The organism is Nocardia callitridis, from assembly GCF_039543305.1.
GTDB classification, from domain to species: Bacteria; Actinomycetota; Actinomycetes; order Mycobacteriales; family Mycobacteriaceae; genus Nocardia; species Nocardia callitridis.
The window spans coordinates 1,905,504-1,925,885 of record NZ_BAABJM010000001.1; the positions used below are offsets into that span (position 1 = coordinate 1,905,504).

A 20,382-nucleotide genomic window follows, 5' to 3' on the forward strand; every position below is an offset into this window, starting at 1 on the left:
TGAGTGCATGGGGTTCGACGGAGACCTGGTCGCCGACGTTGTAGTGGTCGGATTCGGTGCCGCGGGCGCGTCCGCCGCCCTGGAAGCGGCGGCCGAGGGCGCGCAGGTTCTCGCGCTCGAACGGTTCAACGGCGGCGGTGCCTCCGCGCTGTCCGGCGGCATCATCTACGCCGGCGGTGGCACCAGCGTGCAGCACGAAGCCGGTGTCCTCGACTCGCCGGAAGCGATGTTCGCCTACCTCGAACGCGAGGTCGGCGACGTGGTGGCACCCGAAACGCTGCGCCGTTTCGTCGACGAGAGTCCCGCGTTGATCGATTGGCTGCGCGGCCACGGCGTCCCCTTCGAAGCGTCGCTGTGTCCCTACAAGACCTCGTACCCGAACGACGACTACTACCTCTACTACTCCGGCAGTGAGATCTCCGGCGCGTTCCGCGACATCCCCGCCGCGCAACGCGGCCATCGGGTCAAGGGCAGGGGTACCTCCGGCAAGAAGCTGACCGGCCCGCTCACGGCGTCGGCCCTGCGCAACGGGGTGCGGTTGGAAACCATGACCACCGCGACAAGCCTGATCATCGATGACAGCGGCACCGTCACCGGCGTCGAGTGCCGCACCCTGCGCGACGCACCGGGGCATGTTCGCGCCCGCTATCGGAGGCTGGCCGCGATCGGGGCGAAGCCGGGTATCTATTACCCGCCGCTGCGCAAGGCAATGGACAAGATTTTGGCGCGACTCGACCGCGCATACGGCAAGACCATCCGCGTCACCGCCCGCCGAGGGGTGATCCTCACCGCGGGCGGATTCATCGCCAACCGTGCCATGGTGGCCGAACACGCGCCGAAATACCACGGTGGTCTGCCGCTCGGAAGCAGCGCTGATGACGGCAGCGGAATCCGGCTCGCCCAATCGGTCGGCGCGGACACCGACCGGCTCGGCCGCGTCTCCGCGTGGCGATTCCTGTTGCCGCCCAGCTCTTTCACCGGTGCGCTACTGGTAGATGCGAAGGGCGCCAGGGTGATCGATGAGACGCGCTACGGCGCCGCCGTCGGCCAAGCGCTGGTCGAACAGCACGACGGCAAGGGTTGGCTACTGGCCGACGAGGAGCTCATGCGCACCGCGATCGGCCAGATCGGCAAGCAAGCCGCCTGGTTTCAGCGCGCGCAATTCGAGGCCATGCGCCGCACCGCCTCCCGTGGGCGAACTCTGGAGGCGGCAGCCACGAAAGCGGGTATCGATCCCGACGGCTTACGCGCCACGGTCGAGGAGCACAACGCGGCCATCACCGATGGCACCCCCGACCCGGTCGGCAAACCGGACGAATTCACCAGAACCGTTGGCGCCGGACCATTTTGGCTACTCGATGTGGGTATCAAACCCAGCCTGATCAACCCGTGCCCCATGCTCACCCTCGGCGGCGCCGTTGTCGATGAGGACACCGGCGCGGTGAAAACCACTGCGGGAACAGCTATTCCGGGCCTCTACGCGGCAGGCCGCACCGCACTCGGCATCTGCTCGGACTCGTACGTCAGCGGCCTTTCCTTGGCAGACTGTGTTTTCTCGGGCCGTCGAGCGGGAAAGTTCGCGTCGATCGACCGGGTTTCAGCTGAACCCGTTGCGTGAGTCGTAGCTGCCCGTCGATCCGGCGTGATGAGTACACCGCACGCGTGGGCGGCGGACGTGCGCAATGGTGGGAGCGCACGTTCGTCGCCTACCCGGTCCATGTCAGCCGGTGAACGGCCCGGCTGTCACGCTTGCGGTGAAGGTTGTCCACTCCTCCGGTGTGAACACCAGGGCGGGGCCGGTGGGGTTCTTGGAGTCGCGCACGCCGACAACACCTTCATCGAGGAACGCAACTTCGACGCACTCCTTCGCGGCGTCACTCCGAGTGCTCTTGAACCACTGCGCCTTTGATAGGTCAACATTCACGGTCGAACTCCCTTGCTGCCTGACGAAGCCGGTCCCTGCTGCTTACTGCGTCTAGCGCGGCCGACAGAATCGCCCCGTGTGCTTGATCATACCGGTGCAGGTCATGTTCCTTCTCCAAATACATATCGCCGGTATGGCTCGGTACATACGCCACTCGTGGCTCCTGCGTGCCGCCTCGAACACCGTGCCCGAAGTCGAGAATTATGAACTGCCCGGTGAGCCTGCCTCCAGGCATCCCTGCCGTGAACGGTAGTACGCGAAGTTCAATGTTCGGTCTCGTACTGACGTCCGCGAGGTGGCGCAACTGCGTCGACATGACTCGTCGACCACCGATCACTCGATGCAAGATCGACTCTTGCAGGACAACATTCATGATGGCTGGTCGTGTTCGGCGAGTGATCAGAGTCTGTCGCCGCGTACGCATTTGAACGCGACGAGCGTGGTCGACCTCTGATTCCGCAGGGAATCCGATTTTGATGAGCGCACGTGCGTAGTCCGCAGTCTGGAGCAGTCCCGGAACCAGTTCGACGTGATACGACGTGAAGCTCCGGGCGGCGGCCTCCAATCCCATGTACACGTCGAAGTTCTCCGGGATCAAATCCCCGAACTCATGCCACCACGACTTCACCTTCGCCTGCTGCGCCAGCCCGGTGAGGGCCGCGGTTGTGGTGTCGTCGGCGTCGTAGATGCGGCACAGTGCTTCGACGTCTAGGACTCGGACGCGGTCGGCGGTGCCCTTCTCCAGTCGTTGGAGTGTGCTCGAGCCGCGCTCGATCAAGTCGGCGGCCTCGGAGATCGTGAGACCGGACTCCTGTCGTAGCTCGCGCAGATACCGACCGAGCTGCCTTCGGGGGACAGTGGATTCGATTTCGGGCATCGCAGACGCTTTCTCTGGGTTTCGACCTGTCGTTATCTCGGGTTTCGTGCTGAACGTGCTCGGGAAAATTCACTAGATGGGCCGGGCCGCTCACATGGCTTATGCACCGCTTCCCCTGGAGCGCCCAGAATCGCTTGCCCATCAACGATTCCGGGCCTTTTCTGTATCTCCGATCGGCATCCGGGAGTAGTCGAATGCCGAACAGAATCTCACTCTGTCCCACGATCGGAGACTCAACCTTGATGGATCACATACCTTTTGGTGACACACCTTTGAGTCGGTGTCACTTCTACCGGCGTGTGTGCGACCTGCCCGCCGTGATCGATCCACCCCACCTCGGGCGCATCATCATGCCCGCCACCCACGTATGGGCACTCATGTTACCCGGATTGCTCGGGCAAGCAATCAAAGTTGAAATGCAAAGCACTGAAACGGAACTCGGTCCGATCATCGCGCATCCGCGTTCACGGCGGTGGACGTATCTGGTTCGCCCTGACCTGCCCGAGGAGGACAGCCTGTTCCGGGAGATGTTCCGCCTCAACGTCTCCATCATCCGGTCCGGCGCCACCATCGCGCTGCCTTCACCCACCGACCAGTGCGTCGAATTCCGACGCTGGGTTCAGCCGCCGCGCAGCTTCTACCGTCCGTCCGGGCTCGCGGTCCTCGATGCCATCCGCAGATGTCGTGGCGTTCACTATCGGAGGGCTGCTCTTGACTGACGACGGCGCTGGCAGCGGTCCGTGGATCTTCTGGTCGCACTGCGGGTCCGCGAAGTTCGATCCTCGCACCAACCGGATCACTGAAATAGCTTGCCCCGCACCGTGTTGTGCCATGTGGGTGCCGCTGGTCGAGGACATGATTGTCGAACACCGCCGTATCGATGGCACCCCTTGTCATTGGCACGGCATCCGTGTCATCGATGACCGTGGCGCCGCCCGGTAACGATCATGGTCTCGGCGAACTGTCCACAACCATCCCCACGTCCCGGCGAACCTGACGTTCACCTCACCGTTTTCCTCCACGGCACCCGTTTCGATTTCGTCGCCTGCCGAACCGCCGCGACCGTATTCCTCCACAACCATCACATCCGTCCACACGCGGAAGCGGTAACCGTCCGTGCCGCAAGCGCTGCTGACCTGCCGCGTTTACCGTGTGAGCGCCTTTACCTGGAGTCCTGACCGGCGTCTCCTGGAACCCCAGGTGCGCATAGAGATTCACGGCTTCCACGGCCCGCGACAGGCACAGGTCGTGCGTATGCACGCGGGGTTGGTCGGACGCGTCGCGACGAGCGCACACCAACTCCCCGACTCTGCCGACGAGCTGATGCGCCAACTCCAATCCCGCATCGACGCCGTGCAACGTGCCCGCACTGGCAGTTGGTGACACCGACCTCAAGCACCGCTTAGACGATGCTTTCCTACGGTCGGCGAAGACCCCACCCCCCTGTGGCTGTGATCCGCTGTGTCGCGTGTTAGTCGACTCGTGGTCGATGATCTGACGTAACGTCTTGTCCCGAAAGAGCTCTGGGCCCAATCGATCCGTTGCTGCCCGAGTTCTCAGCGTGTCCGCAGGGCGGTGGCTGCGCCCCGACCGAGGAACGGGGCGGGTGTGCTCATCGCGCCGGTTCGACGGGCAACCACAACTCACACGTCGCGGTACTGAAATCGTCCGCGCGCTCCAGCACCGCGACGATCGAAGGGCCGCGCCGCAACCGCCACGGGTTGGACGGCAACCAGTCGGTCGCGGTGGCTGCCCAGGTGGTCTGCAAGACCTCGGGGTGCGGACCCTCCGTACGGAACACCGCCCATGTGCCCGCGTCGACCTCGATGGTGTCGAGGTCGACGGGGGTCTGTGTGCCGTTCGTGACGGCGACGCCGTGCAGGTAGGTGAGTTCGCTGCCTTCGGTGCCGTCGGGATCTATGTCGTCGCAAACCTGGAGCAGGCCAGCGGGTTCGGTGTCGCTGAGCGCCCTCAGTCGCGCGTGCTCCTGCTCGGGCAATGCGCCGATGTGTTGCTGGATATGCGGATTGATACCGCGGTGGATGAGCGGAACGCGCGCCGCGTGTCCGAGGAGTCGGAACGCGGGGTGCTCGATGATGCGGGTGTCCATGGGCGTGCTCCCTTCGATGGTCAGGCGGAACCTGAGCTGCGGTTGTGTGCGAAGGGGGCCACCGTCGCGGCGCACGTCACCGGGACTCGCGCCATGGACGGCACGGAACGCGCGTCCGAACGCCTCGGTCGAGCCGTACCCGTACCCGACCGCGATACTCAACAGATCGCTCTCGCCGCGGACGACCTCCGCGGCGGCAACGGTCATGCGCCGCCGTCGCACATACTCCGACAGCGGCATTCCGGCCAGCGAGGAAAACATCCTGCGCAGGTGATACTCGGTCGTGCCGAGCGTCCGTGCCAATTCTTCAATGTCGAATTCCTCGCGGAGTTGCTCTTCGACAAGATCGACCAGCCGGTTGAGCGCCGAGATCATATGGCCTCCCTTCGCCGTCGACTCTGCTGGAACACCCGCCTTGCCCGCCCGATCGTTGCGGTCCGATCCGATCATGCGCGCTGCCGCCTGACCTGCGCCGTCGAGGTGGTGCCTCGGCGATCGGTTCGATCGCACGGCAACGTAGGGGTACGACGGGCACTGTATGCCGCTTCGACGTGTACGACGAATGGGTGATGTGCCGTGCGGGCGATCGCTCGACACCGACGCGGCGGCACGCAGGACGTATCTCGGGAGCGGGTATATGCCGCGTTCACCCCTGGCACCGCTGCTGGTTCGGGATGACGAGGGCGCGACTGCTCGCATGGCCGAGGCCGATCACAGCCCCACGGTCGTGACGCAGCATCCGCCTGGGTGTCGAGCCAATGTCACTTTCGGCCGGTGAACAACCTGCGCAACCGGCTCGGGCGTGCAACGTGCTGTGCGCGGGCGCGTTCGTACCAGGCGGGCAAGGGTTCTCGGGCCGAGAGCCAGTCCCGCGGTATGCCGGTCATCGAGTCGGCGCCGGCGGTGTTGGCGGCGATGATTCCACCGACGATGGCACTGGTGGTGTCGATATCGCCGTCTGCGGCAATGCATGTGGTGATCGCGGTGCGGTAGTCGTTCAGGTGCGTCGCGGCGACCCAGATCGTGAACGGCACCGTGTCCTGCGCGGTGACACGCGAGCCGTTGCCCAGTTCGTGTGCGGCATCGGCGGGGGAAGCGCCCAGCAGTGCTTGGGCGCGTTGGATCGCACGACCCGTCTCGCTGTCATTGAGTTGGCCGAGGATGCTTGTGATGAATTCGCTTGGGGTGAGTCGCGTTTCGGACAGTCGTGCGTGAGCTGCGCGCCCTGCGGCCAACGCGACCGCGACGGCGCCGACAACTCCTTCGCGATGCATGTGCGTCACCTGTGCGGACTTCACCGCCTCGGCGACAATCCTTTTCGGGTCGTCTGCGTAGTAGGCGCCCAGCGGCGCGACCCGCATCGCGCCACCGTTCCCGCAGGAACCCTCGTTGCCATAGGCGGCCCCCGCGGCTTCCCGCCACGGCGCACCGTCTCGAATCCGACTCATCGTGCCCACCGCGTGGAACCCGTAATCCCGGCCGGGATCCATCCGCCGCGCGAAGGCGCCTGCCAACCGATCCTGGCCTATTTCCCCGTGTTCCAGCAGCTCGGCGACCACCGAGCACGCCATCTCGGTGTCATCGGTCCACTTCCACGGCCCGTAGGACAGCTCGCCCGCCCGGAGCTCCGCCAGTGAGCGCCGCATCACGGGGAATTCGTTCCCCAACGCGTCCCCCACGGACAGCCCGTCCAAAGAATCGAGCATCAAGTCGATACGCATCGCGTCAAGGATATTCGACGCGCGTTGCCGCGACTACAGCTCGATCTTCATTCCCTCATGACTCGCCACATAGCCGAGTCGTTCATAGAACCGATGTGCGTCGGTGCGCCGCTTGTCGGTGGTGAGTTGAGCGATGCGGGCACCGTGATAGCGACCGTAATCGGCCGCCCACCGCAGCATCGCACCGCCGAGTCCCGCACTACGAGCCGCGGCGGCGACACGCACCCCCTCGATCTGCAACCGGGTCGCCCCCTCCCTGGACAGACCGGGGATAAGGGTCAATTGCATGGTGGCAACCGCTTGACCCCCCGCGTCACGCACGAGCGCGAGCAGCTGCTCCTCGGACCGCTCGATCGCCTCGAACGCGGCAAAATAGGTTGCGAGATCAGTAGATTCACGCCCAGTCCCGAGCACATCATCACGCAACATGTCGACGATCGCGGGCACATCAGCACGCCGAGCCCGCTCGACCACGAAAGTCTCTGCTCCGGCGGCAACCTCGAAACTCAACGCCGTATTGGAATCCACGCGCGACTACCTTACTCGGCGTCCTTGGCTAGCGCAGAGTAGGCGCACGGGGTCACACGGGGCCGGGCGATTCCAGCACCGGGGGTAACACGAGGCCACGTCGTTTCTGTTGGAAAGCTAGCGCGGCACAACCGAACACGGAGTCGAAAGTGAGGTTTCGGTCGAACGCTCGACCGCAGCGAGCGACTTGCGTCATTCTGGTGGTGGTCGGTGACTTGCGTATAGCCGATCCTGCTCGACTGCGAAAGTCTCTGTTCTGGAGACGGTCTCGAAGTTCAGTGCAGCGGTGGAATCCATGTCCGATCGCCGTATCCAGAGCTGTGCCAGCTGTATCACCCACGGCGTTTGCGGGCGATGAGCACGAGCACAACGATGCCGACGAGCGCGAGGACGCCGATTCCGGTCGCGGTGAACAGGATCCAGCTGTTCGATGAGTGCTCACCGGCGACGGTGGGGTCCTCGTGTGCGCTCGTGGCCGACTCGGGTGTCTTGGGCTTGGCGTTCTCGCCGAAGACACCGTCGTTGCTGGTCGCATACGTCGGGCCGTTTTCCTTGGTGCCGTCGACTGTGAGATCCAAGCGCACGGGCACCGCCGACTGGTCACCCTTCTCCGTGAAGGTGGAGCCGACCTTCACGGCGATGTAGTACCACCCGGCCACCGCCTGTTTGCGAGTCTCGGTCGGGGCGGCGTCGCGGTTGTGATAGCGGATCGGCACGGTGCCCGTGGAATTGGTCACCGGCAGCGCGGTATCGCTACCGGTGTAGACGCCGGAGTCGGAATTGATGCGTTCGCGAATCGGGCTGTACAGGGTGGTGGTGAGGTTGGAGACCGAGTCCGAGCCCTTGCTGCCGTTCGGGGCGAAGTGCACCCGGTAGGCCAGGCCGCGACCCCAGTCCAACCGAACCCGGTAGAAGACGAACTCGCCCGGCCGCACGGCGTCGGCGTAACTTCCGCTCTCCGCGAGCGTGGCGGCCGAATTGAACGACCCGCCACCGGTGACCGGTGTCGTTTCGCCCGTGGGTTCGGTGAACTCGGTCTTGGGAAGTGCCGCAACGGGTCCGGCGTCGGTGGCGGCGGGTTCGATGCCGACGAGCAGTTCCAGCGGCAGTTGCTCGGGCACGCCCGCGGACACGGTTTCCCAGTTCAAGGTGAAGTAATAGCGGCCGCCGCCCTTGCACGTGTCACCACGTCCGCCGGTGCGCTGCTTGGTTGCCCCATCCCATGTTTTCGCGACCGTCAGCGCGACTCCATCGCTGGAACTGGTTTTCTGTTCGAAGTCCGAGGCATGACAGTCCTGGCCGTCACTGCCGAAAACCCGTAGCTGGACGACATTGTTGTCATCGACCGAGGGGATGCCCGCCAGTCGCGGAAACGACACGGTGCCACTGAAATACGCGGTGGCGCCCTCGGGCACATCGACGGCCCAGTACTTGGGTGTGTGCTGGCCGAGGGCGTCCAGGTACTGGCCGGGAGTCGCGACGGGCGCCTTGTCGTAGCTCGCGGTGCCGGTGATCGGCGTGCCCGCCGATTGGTAATTGCGCAATGCGGCCGCACTGACCCTCGGCAGAATCCGTTTCAAGGCGGGGCCGTCCGCCGCGTCGGTGTATGTGCCGCCGGTGCTTTGGGCCATGCAGGTCAGTTGGGCGCGCGCGGGGGCGTCCACCGCGAACCCGATCGCATGCACGACGAGGTCGATGCCCTTCTGCTTCAATTCCTGTGCGACAGCGCAGGCGTCGGGTGGCGCGCAGGTGTCCTCACCGTCGGAGACCAGCACGATCGAGCGCGGACCCGACGAAGGCAGCGTCTCGGCGGCCTGCCGCAGCGCGGGCCCCATCGGCGTCCACCCTCGCGCCTCGATGCCGTCGACGGCACCGTTCAACGCGCCCTTGTCCAGCGTGTCCGGCTGGTGCAGCACCCGCACATCCCGGCAGCCCGCCTGCATTTCGGCGTCGGTATTGCCGGTTCCGGTGCCGTAGGTGGTCAGCCCGACCTTCGACTCGGCGGGCGCCGAATCGACGAAGCTGTGCACCGCGTCTTTGGCGGCATCCATCATGGTCCCCGCCGCGTCCGGCCGCTGCATCGATCCCGAAGCATCCAGCACGAGCATGGTCGGGGCATACTGCGGCCCGTCGGTCTGCGCCTGCGCGTACTGCGCGGCCGCGGTCAGGGTGATGAGACCTGCCGCGAACACGGCACAGAGTTTGCTGAATACCGACATTGTCCCTCGCCCCGTTTGTGTCGCTACGTTCTTGCCCGGCACGCGCCCCGGATCAATGCCCAGCTCCACACATGCATCTCGGCCTTTCGGACCGAGCGGTTCCGACCATATCCCAATCGGCCGCTGTGGCAACACGTGTTTTGACCCCACAGCGGGGACGCCCGCCCGCTCGACTAACCGCTCACGGTTGATGCCGAAAAATTGGGGACCTACCTGGTGTTATCTGAGAGAAGTACAGTTCTCATAACTGTAGTTCTCTCAGGAGTGGCATACAGAAGCCGTCGGACGTGTTCTAAGACCTTGCGGCTCGCAACAAAATTCGACACGGCCATGACCCGCCTGCTTTGTTTCTCGGGCGTGGGGTTCACCGCTGATCTGGAGCGAGCGCAGGAGCGAGGAGAGGTGGAGCTGGTTGGACTCGACGAACTGTACGGGCGGTGAACGCCGCTACAGCCAGGTATCCAAGGTCGTGGTGGTGAGGAAATGGTCGAGGTCGGCGCGCCAGGGGGCCGGGGTGGTTTTGGCGGGTTCGATGGCGGTGTATTGGCCCCGGTAGAACAGGAGGGGGCGGTCGGCGGTGGGAGATTCCGCGAGGGTTTGGACTCGGCCGATGGCGATGTAGTGGTCGCCGCCGTCGACGACGCGGTCGACCAGGCATTCGATGGTGGCCAGCGCGCCGTCGAGGACGGGGAGGTCCAGGTCGGAGGTGTGCCACGCGGCGTCGGCGAACTTGTCGGGTTCACGAGAGCCGAAGCGGGCGCACAGCTCTCGCTGCTCCTCGGCGAGCACGTGCACACAGAAGCGCCCGGATTCCTCGATCGCCGCCCAGGACCGTGACTGCTTGGTGGGGCAGAACAGCACGAGCGGCGGATCGAGGGAGAGGGCGGCGAACGACTGGCACGCGAACCCGATCGGCGTGTGCTCGGTGGTGAAGGTGGTGATCACCGTAATGCCGGTGGTGAACTGTCCCAACACATTCCGGAACGCCCTCGGATCAATCTCCGGCTCCCCATCCACGGTCATCATCTCACTCTCCTCTCACTAATCCCCAAGGAACCCAAGGTCATCCCAAAGGAAACCAAAGTGGAATCCTACAAACCACGTTCACTCGGGCCAGGCAATACGCCGAAGGCGTTGGCCCTGCCAGGCAATACGCCGAAGGCGTTGGCCCTGCCAGGCAATACGCCGAAGGCGCTAGCCCCGCCCGCTCGTTCATCCCGAGGCAACCAAAGTCGATTCCGCCAAACCATGGTCACTCGGGCCAGGCAATACGCCGAAGGCGCTAGCCTCGCCTTCTCGTTCATCCCGAGGCGACCAAAGTCGATTCCGCCAAACCACGGTCACTCGGGCCGGGCAATACGCCGAAGGCGCTAGCCATGTTGGCCGATCGTGAAGTCGTGACCCCACAGGCTCACCGCGGTGGATTCCCTGGCGATCCACTCGTGATCGTCGACTTCCAAACCTTCGCAACCGAATTCGACATCGAATCCGCCGGGGGTCTTCATGTAGAACGAGAGCATCTTGTCGTTGACGTGCCGACCGAGCGTCGCCGACATCTTGACCTTCTTGCGCAGCGCGCGGTCGAGGCCGAGGCCGACATCGTCGGAGTTCTCGACCTCGATCATCAGGTGCACGATGCCGCTCGGTGTCGGCATGGGCAGGAATGCCAACGAGTGATGACGCGGGTTGCAGCCGAAGAAGCGCAGCCACGCCGGTTCACCGTCGGCGGGACGGCCGACCATCTGTGGTGGCAAACGCATGGAGTCGCGGAGCCGGTAGCCGAGCACGTCGCGGTAGAACTCGAGCGCGGCTTTGTCGTCCTTGGTGCTGAGCACGACGTGGCCGAGACCCTGTTCGCCGGTGACGAAGCGGTGGCCGTACGGGCTCACGACACGCCGATGTTCCAGTGCCGCACCGTGAAACGCCTCGAGCGTATTGCCGGAGGGATCCTCGAATCTGATCAGCTCGTAGACTCTGCGGTCGGCCAACTCCTGGGCGCTGCCCTCTTTGTAGGGCACCCCGGCGTTATCGAGACGGTCGCGAACGTCTTGGAGCTCTTCGGCATTCGCGGTTTCCCAGCCGGAGACCTGCAAGCGGTCGGCTTCGCCGGGCACGATGACAAGACGGGCAGGGAACTCGTCCATGCGCAGATACAGCGACTCGGGATCGGTGCCCTTGCCCTCGACCATGCCGAGCACTTTGAGGCCGTACTCACGCCAGGCCGCCATGTCGGTGGCCTCAATGCGCAGATACGCCAGTGATCGAATACCCATCACGCCTCCTGTGTCTTGCGGGTGTTCCCGCACCCCGTCGGTGTGATGAGCGCTGCGCGATTGTGTCTCATCACCCCTCCTGTGTTTCGCGGGTGTTCCCGCACCCCGTCGGTGTGATGAGCGCTGCGCGATTATTTCTCATCACCCCTCCTTGATCCCAGCGAGGAAATCAATGGTCAGCCGGTTGAATTCAGTGAACTTCTCCAGCTGCGCCCAGTGCCCGCATCCGCCGAACACGTGCAGTTGGACGCGCGGGATCACCTTGGTGGCGATGAGCGCGCCGTCGAGCGGGTTGACCCTGTCCTCGCGACCCCAGATCAACAGCACCGGCTGGCGCAGCTTGTAGGCGTCGCGCCAGAGCATGCCCTTCTCGAAGTCCGCGCTGGCGAACGACTTTCCCATCGCCCGCGCGGCAGCCAGCGACTCGGGTGTGCTCGCCGCGGCGAAGCGTTCATCGATCAATTCGTCGGTGATCAGCTTCTGGTCGAAGACCATGATGCGCAGGAACGCCTCCAGGTTTTCCCTGGTGGGTTGGTAGCTGAACTTGCCGAGCAGCTTGACGCCCTCGGTGGGGTCGGGGGCGAACAGGTTGGTGCTCAACCCGCCGGGACCCATCAGCACGAGCTTGCCCGCCCGGTCGGGGTAGTCCAGCGCGAAGCGCACAGCGGCACCACCGCCGAGCGAATTGCCCAGCAGGTGTACGCGTTCGGTGATCTCGAGATGGTCGAGCAGGTCGTGCAGGGCCGAGGCACTGTGCACGAAGTATTGCGGGTGCTCGGTGGGCTTGTCCGAGCGCCCGTATCCCGGCTGGTCCACGGCGAGCACATGGAAGTGTTCGGCGAGCACCGCGATATTGCGGGAGAAGTTCGACCACGAGGACGCGCCGGGGCCGCCGCCGTGCAGCAGCACGATCGTCGGCCCGTTGCCGACGCCCGCTTCGTGGTAGTGCAGTCGTAGGTCGGGCCGCACCTGGGCGTACTTCGAGGTGGACTCCGCGGTGAGTTCGGTGGTTGCGGTCACGGGGAACTCCTACACCATGCCGTCGGTGACGGGCAGACCGAACGCGTGCGTGCCGTACATCTGGTACGCGCGCTCGGGGTCGTTGGCAGCGTGTACCCGGCCGGCGTGTGCGTCACGCCAGAACCGTTGCAGCGGTGTGCCGTTGGCGAGCGCGGTGGCCCCCGAGCTCTCGAACAGCTTGTCGATGGCGGCGATGGAGCGTCCGGTGGCGCGCACCTGATCGCGGCGAGCGGCCACGCGCAGGTCGAACGGAATCTCCTTGCCCGCCAACAGTAATGCGTATTCGTCGGCGACATTGCCCGACAGTTGACGCCAGGCCGCGTCGATATCGCTGGCCGCCTCGGCGATGCGCACTTTGGCGAACGGGTCGTCCTTGGCTTTCTCACCGGCGTAGGCCGCGCGCAGGCGCTTGCCCTGATGCTCGACGTGCGCGTCGTATGCGCCGTATGCCATGCCGACGATCGGTGCCGAGATGGTAGTGGGATGGATTGTGCCCCAAGGCATCTTGTACACCGGGTCGGTGTTGTTCTCGAGCCCGCCCGCGGTGAGTTCGTTCATCGAACGGTAGGAAAGGAAGCGGTGCCTCGGCACGTAGGCGTCCTTCACCACCACCGTATTCGAGCCGGTGCCGCGCAGTCCGACCACATTCCACACGTCGTCGACGTGGTAGTCGGTGCGTGGGATGAGGAAGCTGCCGAAGTCGACCGGCTTGCCGTCCTTGATCACCGGTCCGCCGACGAAGACCCAGTCGGCGTGATCGCTGCCCGAAGACCATGCCCACGACCCGTTGACGGTGTAGCCGCCGTCGTCGGTGACGACGCCGGCGCCCATCGGCGCGTAGGAGGAGGAGATCCGCACGTCGGTGTCCTCGCCCCAGACCTCGTCCTGGGCTTGCTGCGGGAACAACGCCAGATGCCAGTTGTGCACGCCGATGATTCCGGCGACCCACCCGGTGGATCCGCACGCGCTGGCGATCTTGCGGACGGTGTCGTAGAAGACGACCGGGTCGGCCGCGTGTCCACCCCACTGTGTGGGCTGGAGTAGCCGGAAGAAGCCGGTCTCTTGCAACGCCTTGATGGATTCGTCGGGGATGCGCCGCAGATCCTCGGCTTCTTGCGCGCGTTCACGCAGCGTCGGCAACAGCGCCTCGACCCGTTCGGTCACTTCTTGCGTCATCTCGGGACCTGCTCCTGCCTGGTCGGTGGGAATAACCGCGATGGCTATTTGCTTCTGAGACTAGAACACGTTCTTATTTCTGTCGAGAACCGGTACTGATGTGTGGCCGGACATGCACATGTGCAGGAAGTGACGGGAATAGCTGGCGTTGAACACGACATTTTTGTAACGTGTTCTAGTACAGATGGAGGAGGAATCGCGATGGCAGTTACCCCACAGGGCAGCGGCGCGAAGATCCGGGAGCTGGATGTCGGGTCCGCCCCGACCCGCTATGCGCGCGGATGGCACTGCCTTGGGCTGGCGGAGTCGTTTCGTGACGGCAAGCCGCACTCGGTCGAAGCGTTCGGCACGAAGTTGGTCATCTGGGCCGACAGCGCAGGCGAGTTGCACGTGCTCGATGCCTACTGCAGGCATATGGGCGGTGATCTCACCATGGGCGAGGTCAAGGGCGACGACATCGCCTGCCCGTTCCACGACTGGCGCTGGGGCGCGAACGGCAAGTGCACCGCGATCCCCTACGGACGCCGCGTTCCGCCGTTGGCGCGTACCAGGAAATGGACCACGCTCGAGCGCAACGGTCAGCTGTTCGTCTGGCAGGACCACCAAGGGACCCAGCCACCGCCCGAGGTGACGATCCCGCACATCGAGGGTCCCTACACCGACGCCGACGGTAATCCGAGCGAAGAGCGCGGCAGCGGGTGGACCAACTGGACCTGGGATTCGTTGCGGATCGAAGGAGCCAACTGCCGCGAGATCATCGACAACGTCGTGGACATGGCGCACTTCTTCTATATCCACTTCGCCTTCCCGACGTACTTCAAGAATGTCTTCGAAGGTCACGTCGCCACCCAGTTCCTGGAGACCAAGGGTCGTCCCGACGTCGGCGCGGCGGCCAAGTACGGCGGCGACACGTTGTTGAAGTCCGAGGCGTCCTACTTCGGACCCTCGTACATGATCAACCCGCTGGTCAACTCCTATGGCGGGTATGAGATCAAAGTGGTGCTGATCAATTGCCACTACCCGATCACGCAGGACTCGTTCATGTTGCAGTGGGGCCTGACGGTCGAAAAGCCCGAGGGCATCGATGACGACGTGGCGCAGAAGATCGCCGAGACCATGGCGAAATTCTTCGGCGAGGGCTTCCTGCAGGATGTGGAGATCTGGAAGCACAAGTCCAAGGTCGAGAATCCGCTGCTGTGCGAGGAGGACGGTCCGGTCTACCAGCTGCGTCGCTGGTATGACCAGTTCTACGTCGACCTGGACGACGTGACCGACAAGATGACCCAGCGTTTCGAGTTCGAGGTGGACACCACCAAGGCCAACGAGGCGTGGGAAGCCGAGGTCGCCGAGAACTTGCGGCGCAAGCGCGAAGCCGACGAAGCGGAAGCGGCGTCCCAGCAAACCACGGAGGCCGGGGTCTGATGACCGCGTCCTGGGCGAAAGCACCCGACTTCGCCGACCAGCCCGAGCGGCGGGCGCAGGTGCGCGCCCAAACCGTGGTCGACAAGACCAGGTACCTGGATCAGGGCCTGACACCCTTGCGGTGTCAGGCCTGCCAGGCCCAGGTCCACGTGCGTAAGAGCAGCGCGCACCAAACCTCGGTGCAGTGGGCCGACAAGCCCGCTGACCATTGCCCGTTCTTCGCCGAGTTGAGCGCGAACGGGAAGGGCCCCGGCCGACCCGATACCTGCCCGAAGCTGGAGCGCACCATCAAATGGGCGGTCGACGAAGGCGTGGTCGAGGTCCCCGAATAATGCACCGGTGTCGTGTCGTGTAAACCGCCGACACACATAATTGCCGCTACGTTGTGCGAAACAAACCGCTGTGCCGGATTCCGGTCCACCCAGGATCGACGGCGCTCTGAAGGGAGTTTCGGCGATGCTGGTGCGCCACCTCGACTGTGCGACGATGTGTCCCGTCGGTGGTCAGGCGCGGTTCGGCGGCAGTGCGCGATTGCGGTCGGATCTCGTCGGCCACTGTCTTGTGCTCGAGACCGACGACGGATTGGTGTTGGTGGACACCGGTTTCGGTACCGAAGACGTCGCCGATGCGCGCAGACTCGGCTTCGGCGTGTGGCCGACGTTGCGCCCGGTGCTCACCCCTGAACGCACCGCGCTGCATCAACTCATCGCACTCGGTTACCGGCGCGAGGACGTACGCCACATCGTGCTGACCCACCTCGATCTCGACCACGCGGGCGGGCTCGCGGATTTTCCCGGTGCCGAGGTGCACATCTTCACCGACGAACTCGCCGCGGCGACGCGCCGCAGGACGATCGGCGAGAAATTGCGGTACCGACCCGGTCACTGGGCGCACGGCCCGAAGTGGCGCACGCACGACGCGGGTGGGGAGGACTGGTTCGGCTTCACCGCGGTGCCCATCCTCGACGACATCATGCTGGTCCCGCTGATCGGCCACAGCAGAGGGCACTGCGGTGTCGCGGTGCGCCGCGGCGCCGAATGGCTGCTGCACTGCGGTGACGCGTATTTCCATCGCTACGAAGTACATCCTTCGAATTTTCGTCCGCCGCTGGAGCTCTCGTTCTTCGAGCGGATCTCCGGCACGCTGACTCAGCAGCGACTGGCGAACCTGGCCCGATTGCGGGCACTGCACATCGAACACGGCGCGGCCGTGCGACTGTTCTGCGCGCACGACCCCGAGGAGTTTCGCCAGCTACGCAACGAGGCGGCGACCGCGGACCCGTCGACGCACCCCGACGCATCGGCCGAGCACACCTCGCCGAGCGTGGAGCATTAGCAGCCGCCGCTGGCCCACCTCACCAGCCGGCGGATGCGCACCGCGGCCGGTTTGTTCCGAGATTTCGACGAGTCGTCGGGTGTTGTCACTCGAAAGGTCGGGTACAGCTCGGAATTCGCTTTCGCCGAGGCATTCGAGCCCGAATACGGTGCTGTGCCCGGCCACTGGTCTCGGTGTGATCCGCTGTCGCTCAGCTGAACGGGGTGCGGGGGCGATCCTGGAGTTCGCCGTCGACGTAGATGTCGACCTTTTCGTTGTAGAAGCACACCAACCCGGCGACCTTCGCGCTTTCCGGTAGCGGCGTCCGGTAACCCCACACGTAGTCGGCGTATTCGGTGTCGCCGATTCGCACGTTCCAGTAGTCGGCGGTGCCCTTGTACGGGCAGCCGGAGTGCGAATCCGATGGTCGAAGCAAATCTTGCCGTACATCGGTCAGTGGCAGGTAATACCTTGCGGGAAGTCCGGTTTCGAAGAGTATTCGGGGGGAGTGCGAGTCGGCGACGGTGACGCCGTCGATCTCCACCCGGATGTGTCGTGAGCTGCCGAGAATGTCGACGCGGGTGTACGGGCTGCGCGGGTGGATGTAGACCGGCTCGTCTTCCTCGAACCATTCGTCCATCGAAGCCCAGTCGAGGCGAACCAATTCGCGCAACTGGGCGAACGGCGAATCAAGATAACGCAGTGCGGCTTTCGGTGCGGTGACGGTGTCGAGGACCACGTCGTAGCCGGTGGCCTCGCCGCGGCTGGGGGAGCGCTCGGTGGTGCCGTTCGGCTCGAGTTTCGCACGCAGATCGGCGACGGGCACGTAATACGTCGGATAGTGCGGGCGCTCCCACACCAGCACCGGCCGCGTCGTATCGGCCACCAACTGTCCACCCAGAAACGCACGCAGCCGCTTCTGGCCCGTTTCGACCCTGACCCGCCCACGTTCAGATTCGGTCATACCTACCGACGGTACCCGCGTCTACCTGCGTGTCCGGGTCGGAAAAATTACTGAACAATGACCGAGGGCAGCCGCGTGCTGCGGCTGCCCTCGGTGTGAAACGCTGTTTATTCGTCGCCGACGGTGATCGCCTGCGCCTCCTCGGCGCTGTGCGGTGCTGGCTCGTGCTCGTCGATGTGCGACAGCGCGTGTCGGCCGACGAACAGCACCGCGACCGCGCCGACTGTGCACGCCGCGCCGACCCAGAACGGCAGTCCGACACTGCTTTCGCCGAGTTTGCCCGCAAGGTAGGGCGCCGCGGCGCCGCCCGCGAAGCGGACGAAGCTGTAGGCGGCCGAGGCGGTGGCGCGCTCGACCGGCGCCGAGATCATCACGGCCTCGGTGATCAGTGTGTTGTTCACGCCGAGGAACAATCCGGCCAGCACGGTCCCGATGATCAGGACGGGCTTGTGCTCGGTGAACACGGCCATCACCGCGAGGTCGGCGGCGAACAGACCCAGCGCCAGCCCCATCATCGGCAGCGTTCCGAACCTGCGCTGTAGGCGCGGCGCCAGGAACACCGACGCCAGCGCGAGCAGGATGCCCCAGCCGCAGAAGATGAAGCCGATCGAGTAGGTGCCCATGTCCAGCGGGAACGGCGTGTAGGCCAGCAGGGTGAAGAACCCGTAGTTGTAGAGCAGTGCGGTGACGCTGACGGTGAGTAGTCCGCGGTGACGTAGCGCGCGGAACGGTGCGAGTACCGAGGTGTGATGGGTGGGCTTCGGGCTCTCCGGCAGGAGCGTGACGATCGCGACCAGTGCGATGGCCATCAAGACCGAAACGCCGAAGAACGGTCCGCGCCAACTGATTCCGCCGAGCACGCCGCCGACCAGTGGGCCGGTGGCGATGCCGACGCCCAGTGCGGCCTCGTACAGGATGATCGCCTTGGCGACGCCGCCGGTGGCCGCGCCGACGATGGTGGCCAGCGCGGTGGCGATGAACAACGCGTTACCGAGGCCCCACCCCGCGCGGAACCCGACGATCTGGCCCACCGTGCCCGACATCCCCGCCAGCGCGGCGAAGACGATGATGATCGACAACCCGGCGAGCAGGGTCTTCTTGGCACCGAATCGGCTGGAGACGACGCCGGTGATCAGCATCGCCACGCCCGTCACCAGCATGTAGCTGGTGAACAGCAGTGATACCTGGGACGGGGAAGCATGGAGCTGCTCGCCGATCGGCTTGAGGATCGGGTCGACCAGGCCGATACCCATGAAGGCGATGACCGACGCGAAGGCGACGGCCCACACCGATTTCGGTTGCTTGAGGATCGAGGTGTTCGCGGGTTTTTCCTCGCCGACCTCGCCGCTGCGAGCCAAGGTACTCATTGCTTGTCCCTTACTGGATTACTTTCTACTACTACGTATTTCGGATCAGCTCGGCCTCTGGGTTCCGGCGTCTTTCATGGCGTCGAGCAATTCGTTGAGTTCGGCGTCGAGAAACATGAGTCGTTCGAGATCGAATCCGGGCAGTCGGGTGAGCAGTGCGTCGGCGAAGGAGCGCCGTGCCGTGCTGAGTCGAGTGCGCCCCGTTTCGGTGAGTTCGACGACAACCGCGCGGGAATCCTCGGGGTCTTTGGTGCGCGTGGCGTAACCGTCGGCGACCAGTCGGCCGATCAAAGCCGTTGCCGCGGGTTGTGAACAACGATCGATTCGCGCGAACTCGCTGACGCGCACAGCTCCGTGCTCATCGAGTACGGCTAGCGCTCGCATCACCGCCCGCGGCAGGTCATCGCCGCTGATGGCCCCGGCTAATCGAGTCAGCCTGCCCGCGGTGACGAGAAGATCGACGACGATGTCATCTGCTGTACCTGTCTGAGCCTGCTGCACCCTGACATTATTACATAAGCTAACTATGTATGTCCGGTGAACTCGCTCACGAATGACGATTCGTCCGTAATGTCTACTTTCGGAAAACGGTAGCACGGTACAAAGCCTCGGGGATTTCTGCCCGGCTGCATCCCTGGATCGTTCAGTTCGATTGTTGCCCTGCTATTTTCGCGCAGCTCGGGAACAACTCGTCCGGGACCCAGTCCGAACGAGCAAGTGGTGGAATCCTCAGACGTGCGAGGTCAGACCTCGCCGAGATCAACCTCGACGGGGAAGGGCGCCGAGGCCTTGACGGTCCCCGTGTACATATCTCCGGTCCGGTACGTGCCTGTCGCAGGGTCGAGCACAGAGGTGTAGACCAGTACGACTCCGGTCGCGGCCTGCTCGACCCGCCAGTAGAAGGCGATGCCCGCCTTCGCGTACTGATCGACCTTGACGATGCGATCGGTGGTCTCCGATCCAGGGGAAACGACCTCCACGACCATCAGTACATGTTCGGGGCGGCTAGGTGTGCGGTCGATGGTGTCCGCGCGATACACCACGACGTCCGGTCGGCGATTGTTCAGCGGAACATCGCGGCACCGCACGTCGAAATCGGTATCGGCGTTCCAGTCCGGTCCCGCCGCGGCATCCAGTGCGTTCGCCAAGATCCGAGCCAGTCGGTTATGGCGCTTGGACGCACCGGGGCGCACAACGACCATCCCGTCCATGTTCTCGATGCCCGCACACTGCTCCTCGGACCAGGAGTCGTACTCGACCGCCGTGATCTGCTGATGCATCCACGCAGGTGTCACGGTCGCTACAGCCATGACACCACTCCTCCCGGACCCCTCGGGGTAGACCCTCATCCGCTGGTTCAGTGTACGAGTTGGTGCCCAGCACGCTGAACGAGTTCCTCGCAGGCAGGCAAACCGGTGCGAGTCTCCACCGAAACGGCGAACTCCCGGCGGTGTGACCACGCGCGGC

The 20,382-nt window shown here is 64.5% G+C and carries 20 protein-coding genes; 6 read left to right on the plus strand and 14 right to left on the minus strand.

Going from position 1 to position 20,382, the window contains the following annotated elements:
- Positions 1-7: 7 nt before the first annotated feature.
- Positions 8-1,618 carry an FAD-binding protein gene (locus ABEA50_RS08140; RefSeq protein WP_345494439.1) on the plus strand — a complete coding sequence of 537 codons (1,611 nt, stop codon included), beginning with the start codon at positions 8-10 and terminating at the stop codon, positions 1,616-1,618.
- Positions 1,619-1,720: 102 nt separating this feature from the next.
- Here ABEA50_RS08140 and ABEA50_RS08145 read toward each other — a convergent pair whose 3' ends face one another.
- Positions 1,721-1,924: a DUF397 domain-containing protein gene (locus tag ABEA50_RS08145; RefSeq protein WP_345494440.1), complete on the minus strand. Its 204-nt coding sequence runs from the start codon at positions 1,922-1,924 to the stop codon at positions 1,721-1,723.
- Positions 1,914-2,801 (minus strand): helix-turn-helix domain-containing protein, encoded by an 888-nt coding sequence (locus ABEA50_RS08150; protein WP_345494441.1) that lies wholly within the window; start codon positions 2,799-2,801, stop codon positions 1,914-1,916. The genes ABEA50_RS08145 and ABEA50_RS08150 overlap by 11 nt, the downstream gene beginning before the upstream one ends.
- 242 nt (positions 2,802-3,043) lie before the next feature.
- On the opposite strand from ABEA50_RS08150, the gene ABEA50_RS08155 reads away from it, so the two are divergent.
- Positions 3,044-3,520, plus strand: coding sequence for a DNA-directed RNA polymerase subunit beta (locus ABEA50_RS08155; RefSeq protein ID WP_345494442.1), 477 nt, complete (start codon positions 3,044-3,046; stop codon positions 3,518-3,520).
- A gap of 481 nt (positions 3,521-4,001) precedes the next feature.
- Positions 4,002-4,184: a hypothetical protein gene (locus ABEA50_RS08160; protein ID WP_345494443.1), complete on the plus strand. Its 183-nt coding sequence runs from the start codon at positions 4,002-4,004 to the stop codon at positions 4,182-4,184.
- A 229-nt stretch (positions 4,185-4,413) separates the two neighbouring features.
- Here the strand turns inward: ABEA50_RS08160 and ABEA50_RS08165 are convergent, their stop codons facing one another.
- From ABEA50_RS08165 to hsaA, 8 genes are all read right to left on the minus strand, one after another.
- Positions 4,414-5,361, minus strand: a complete 948-nt coding sequence (locus ABEA50_RS08165) for an AraC family transcriptional regulator (protein WP_345494444.1) — start codon at positions 5,359-5,361, stop codon at positions 4,414-4,416.
- A 311-nt stretch (positions 5,362-5,672) separates the two neighbouring features.
- Complete coding sequence (locus ABEA50_RS08170; RefSeq protein ID WP_345494445.1) at positions 5,673-6,632, minus strand: ADP-ribosylglycohydrolase family protein; 960 nt, start codon at positions 6,630-6,632, stop codon at positions 5,673-5,675.
- A 33-nt stretch (positions 6,633-6,665) separates the two neighbouring features.
- Positions 6,666-7,160, minus strand: a complete 495-nt coding sequence (locus tag ABEA50_RS08175) for a GNAT family N-acetyltransferase (protein ID WP_345494447.1) — start codon at positions 7,158-7,160, stop codon at positions 6,666-6,668.
- A gap of 332 nt (positions 7,161-7,492) precedes the next feature.
- The gene (locus ABEA50_RS08180) at positions 7,493-9,352 is read right to left on the minus strand and encodes a vWA domain-containing protein (RefSeq protein ID WP_345494449.1); all 1,860 of its coding nucleotides are present in this window, start codon (positions 9,350-9,352) and stop codon (positions 7,493-7,495) included.
- Positions 9,353-9,826: 474 nt separating this feature from the next.
- The gene (gene hsaB / locus ABEA50_RS08185) at positions 9,827-10,402 is read right to left on the minus strand and encodes a 3-hydroxy-9,10-secoandrosta-1,3,5(10)-triene-9,17-dione monooxygenase reductase subunit (RefSeq protein ID WP_345494723.1); all 576 of its coding nucleotides are present in this window, start codon (positions 10,400-10,402) and stop codon (positions 9,827-9,829) included.
- Between the two features lie 347 nt (positions 10,403-10,749).
- Positions 10,750-11,652 (minus strand): iron-dependent extradiol dioxygenase HsaC, encoded by a 903-nt coding sequence (hsaC, locus tag ABEA50_RS08190; RefSeq protein WP_345494450.1) that lies wholly within the window; start codon positions 11,650-11,652, stop codon positions 10,750-10,752.
- 141 nt (positions 11,653-11,793) lie between these two features.
- Entirely contained in the window at positions 11,794-12,672 is an 879-nt protein-coding gene (gene hsaD / locus ABEA50_RS08195) for a 4,5:9,10-diseco-3-hydroxy-5,9,17-trioxoandrosta-1(10),2-diene-4-oate hydrolase (protein WP_345494451.1), read from the minus strand.
- Between the two features lie 9 nt (positions 12,673-12,681).
- Positions 12,682-13,848 carry a 3-hydroxy-9,10-secoandrosta-1,3,5(10)-triene-9,17-dione monooxygenase oxygenase subunit gene (hsaA, locus tag ABEA50_RS08200; protein ID WP_345494452.1) on the minus strand — a complete coding sequence of 389 codons (1,167 nt, stop codon included), beginning with the start codon at positions 13,846-13,848 and terminating at the stop codon, positions 12,682-12,684.
- Between the two features lie 201 nt (positions 13,849-14,049).
- On the opposite strand from hsaA, the gene ABEA50_RS08205 reads away from it, so the two are divergent.
- The 3 genes from ABEA50_RS08205 (at position 14,050) to ABEA50_RS08215 (ending at position 16,605) form a co-directional block, all read left to right on the plus strand.
- Positions 14,050-15,270: a Rieske 2Fe-2S domain-containing protein gene (locus ABEA50_RS08205; protein WP_345494453.1), complete on the plus strand. Its 1,221-nt coding sequence runs from the start codon at positions 14,050-14,052 to the stop codon at positions 15,268-15,270.
- Complete coding sequence (locus ABEA50_RS08210; protein ID WP_345494454.1) at positions 15,270-15,602, plus strand: hypothetical protein; 333 nt, start codon at positions 15,270-15,272, stop codon at positions 15,600-15,602. The genes ABEA50_RS08205 and ABEA50_RS08210 overlap by 1 nt, the downstream gene beginning before the upstream one ends.
- Positions 15,603-15,726: 124 nt before the next feature.
- Positions 15,727-16,605 (plus strand): MBL fold metallo-hydrolase, encoded by an 879-nt coding sequence (locus tag ABEA50_RS08215; protein ID WP_345494455.1) that lies wholly within the window; start codon positions 15,727-15,729, stop codon positions 16,603-16,605.
- A 190-nt stretch (positions 16,606-16,795) separates the two neighbouring features.
- Here ABEA50_RS08215 and ABEA50_RS08220 read toward each other — a convergent pair whose 3' ends face one another.
- From ABEA50_RS08220 to ABEA50_RS08235, 4 genes are all read right to left on the minus strand, one after another.
- Positions 16,796-17,548 carry a DUF427 domain-containing protein gene (locus tag ABEA50_RS08220; RefSeq protein ID WP_345494457.1) on the minus strand — a complete coding sequence of 251 codons (753 nt, stop codon included), beginning with the start codon at positions 17,546-17,548 and terminating at the stop codon, positions 16,796-16,798.
- Between the two features lie 107 nt (positions 17,549-17,655).
- Positions 17,656-18,915 carry an MFS transporter gene (locus ABEA50_RS08225; protein WP_345494459.1) on the minus strand — a complete coding sequence of 420 codons (1,260 nt, stop codon included), beginning with the start codon at positions 18,913-18,915 and terminating at the stop codon, positions 17,656-17,658.
- 45 nt (positions 18,916-18,960) lie between these two features.
- Complete coding sequence (locus tag ABEA50_RS08230) at positions 18,961-19,416, minus strand: MarR family winged helix-turn-helix transcriptional regulator (protein WP_345494460.1); 456 nt, start codon at positions 19,414-19,416, stop codon at positions 18,961-18,963.
- 242 nt (positions 19,417-19,658) lie between these two features.
- Positions 19,659-20,225, minus strand: a complete 567-nt coding sequence (locus ABEA50_RS08235) for a Uma2 family endonuclease (protein WP_345494461.1) — start codon at positions 20,223-20,225, stop codon at positions 19,659-19,661.
- Positions 20,226-20,382: the final 157 nt, after the last annotated feature.

What these genes read in the sequence shown, in the direction of transcription:
- ABEA50_RS08140 (WP_345494439.1), top strand. Translation starts at nt 8, where the DNA reads ATGGGGTTCGACGGAGACCTGGTCGCCGACGTTGTAGTGGTCGGATTC.
- ABEA50_RS08150 (WP_345494441.1), bottom strand. Translation starts at nt 2,801, where the DNA reads ATGCCCGAAATCGAATCCACTGTCCCCCGAAGGCAGCTCGGTCGGTAT.
- ABEA50_RS08155 (WP_345494442.1), top strand. Translation starts at nt 3,044, where the DNA reads ATGGATCACATACCTTTTGGTGACACACCTTTGAGTCGGTGTCACTTC.
- ABEA50_RS08165 (WP_345494444.1), bottom strand. Translation starts at nt 5,361, where the DNA reads ATGATCGGATCGGACCGCAACGATCGGGCGGGCAAGGCGGGTGTTCCA.
- ABEA50_RS08170 (WP_345494445.1), bottom strand. Translation starts at nt 6,632, where the DNA reads ATGCGTATCGACTTGATGCTCGATTCTTTGGACGGGCTGTCCGTGGGG.
- hsaB (WP_345494723.1), bottom strand. Translation starts at nt 10,402, where the DNA reads ATGACCGTGGATGGGGAGCCGGAGATTGATCCGAGGGCGTTCCGGAAT.
- hsaC (WP_345494450.1), bottom strand. Translation starts at nt 11,652, where the DNA reads ATGGGTATTCGATCACTGGCGTATCTGCGCATTGAGGCCACCGACATG.
- hsaA (WP_345494452.1), bottom strand. Translation starts at nt 13,848, where the DNA reads ATGACGCAAGAAGTGACCGAACGGGTCGAGGCGCTGTTGCCGACGCTG.
- ABEA50_RS08205 (WP_345494453.1), top strand. Translation starts at nt 14,050, where the DNA reads ATGGCAGTTACCCCACAGGGCAGCGGCGCGAAGATCCGGGAGCTGGAT.
- ABEA50_RS08210 (WP_345494454.1), top strand. Translation starts at nt 15,270, where the DNA reads ATGACCGCGTCCTGGGCGAAAGCACCCGACTTCGCCGACCAGCCCGAG.
- ABEA50_RS08215 (WP_345494455.1), top strand. Translation starts at nt 15,727, where the DNA reads ATGCTGGTGCGCCACCTCGACTGTGCGACGATGTGTCCCGTCGGTGGT.
- ABEA50_RS08220 (WP_345494457.1), bottom strand. Translation starts at nt 17,548, where the DNA reads ATGACCGAATCTGAACGTGGGCGGGTCAGGGTCGAAACGGGCCAGAAG.
- ABEA50_RS08225 (WP_345494459.1), bottom strand. Translation starts at nt 18,915, where the DNA reads ATGAGTACCTTGGCTCGCAGCGGCGAGGTCGGCGAGGAAAAACCCGCG.
- ABEA50_RS08235 (WP_345494461.1), bottom strand. Translation starts at nt 20,225, where the DNA reads ATGGCTGTAGCGACCGTGACACCTGCGTGGATGCATCAGCAGATCACG.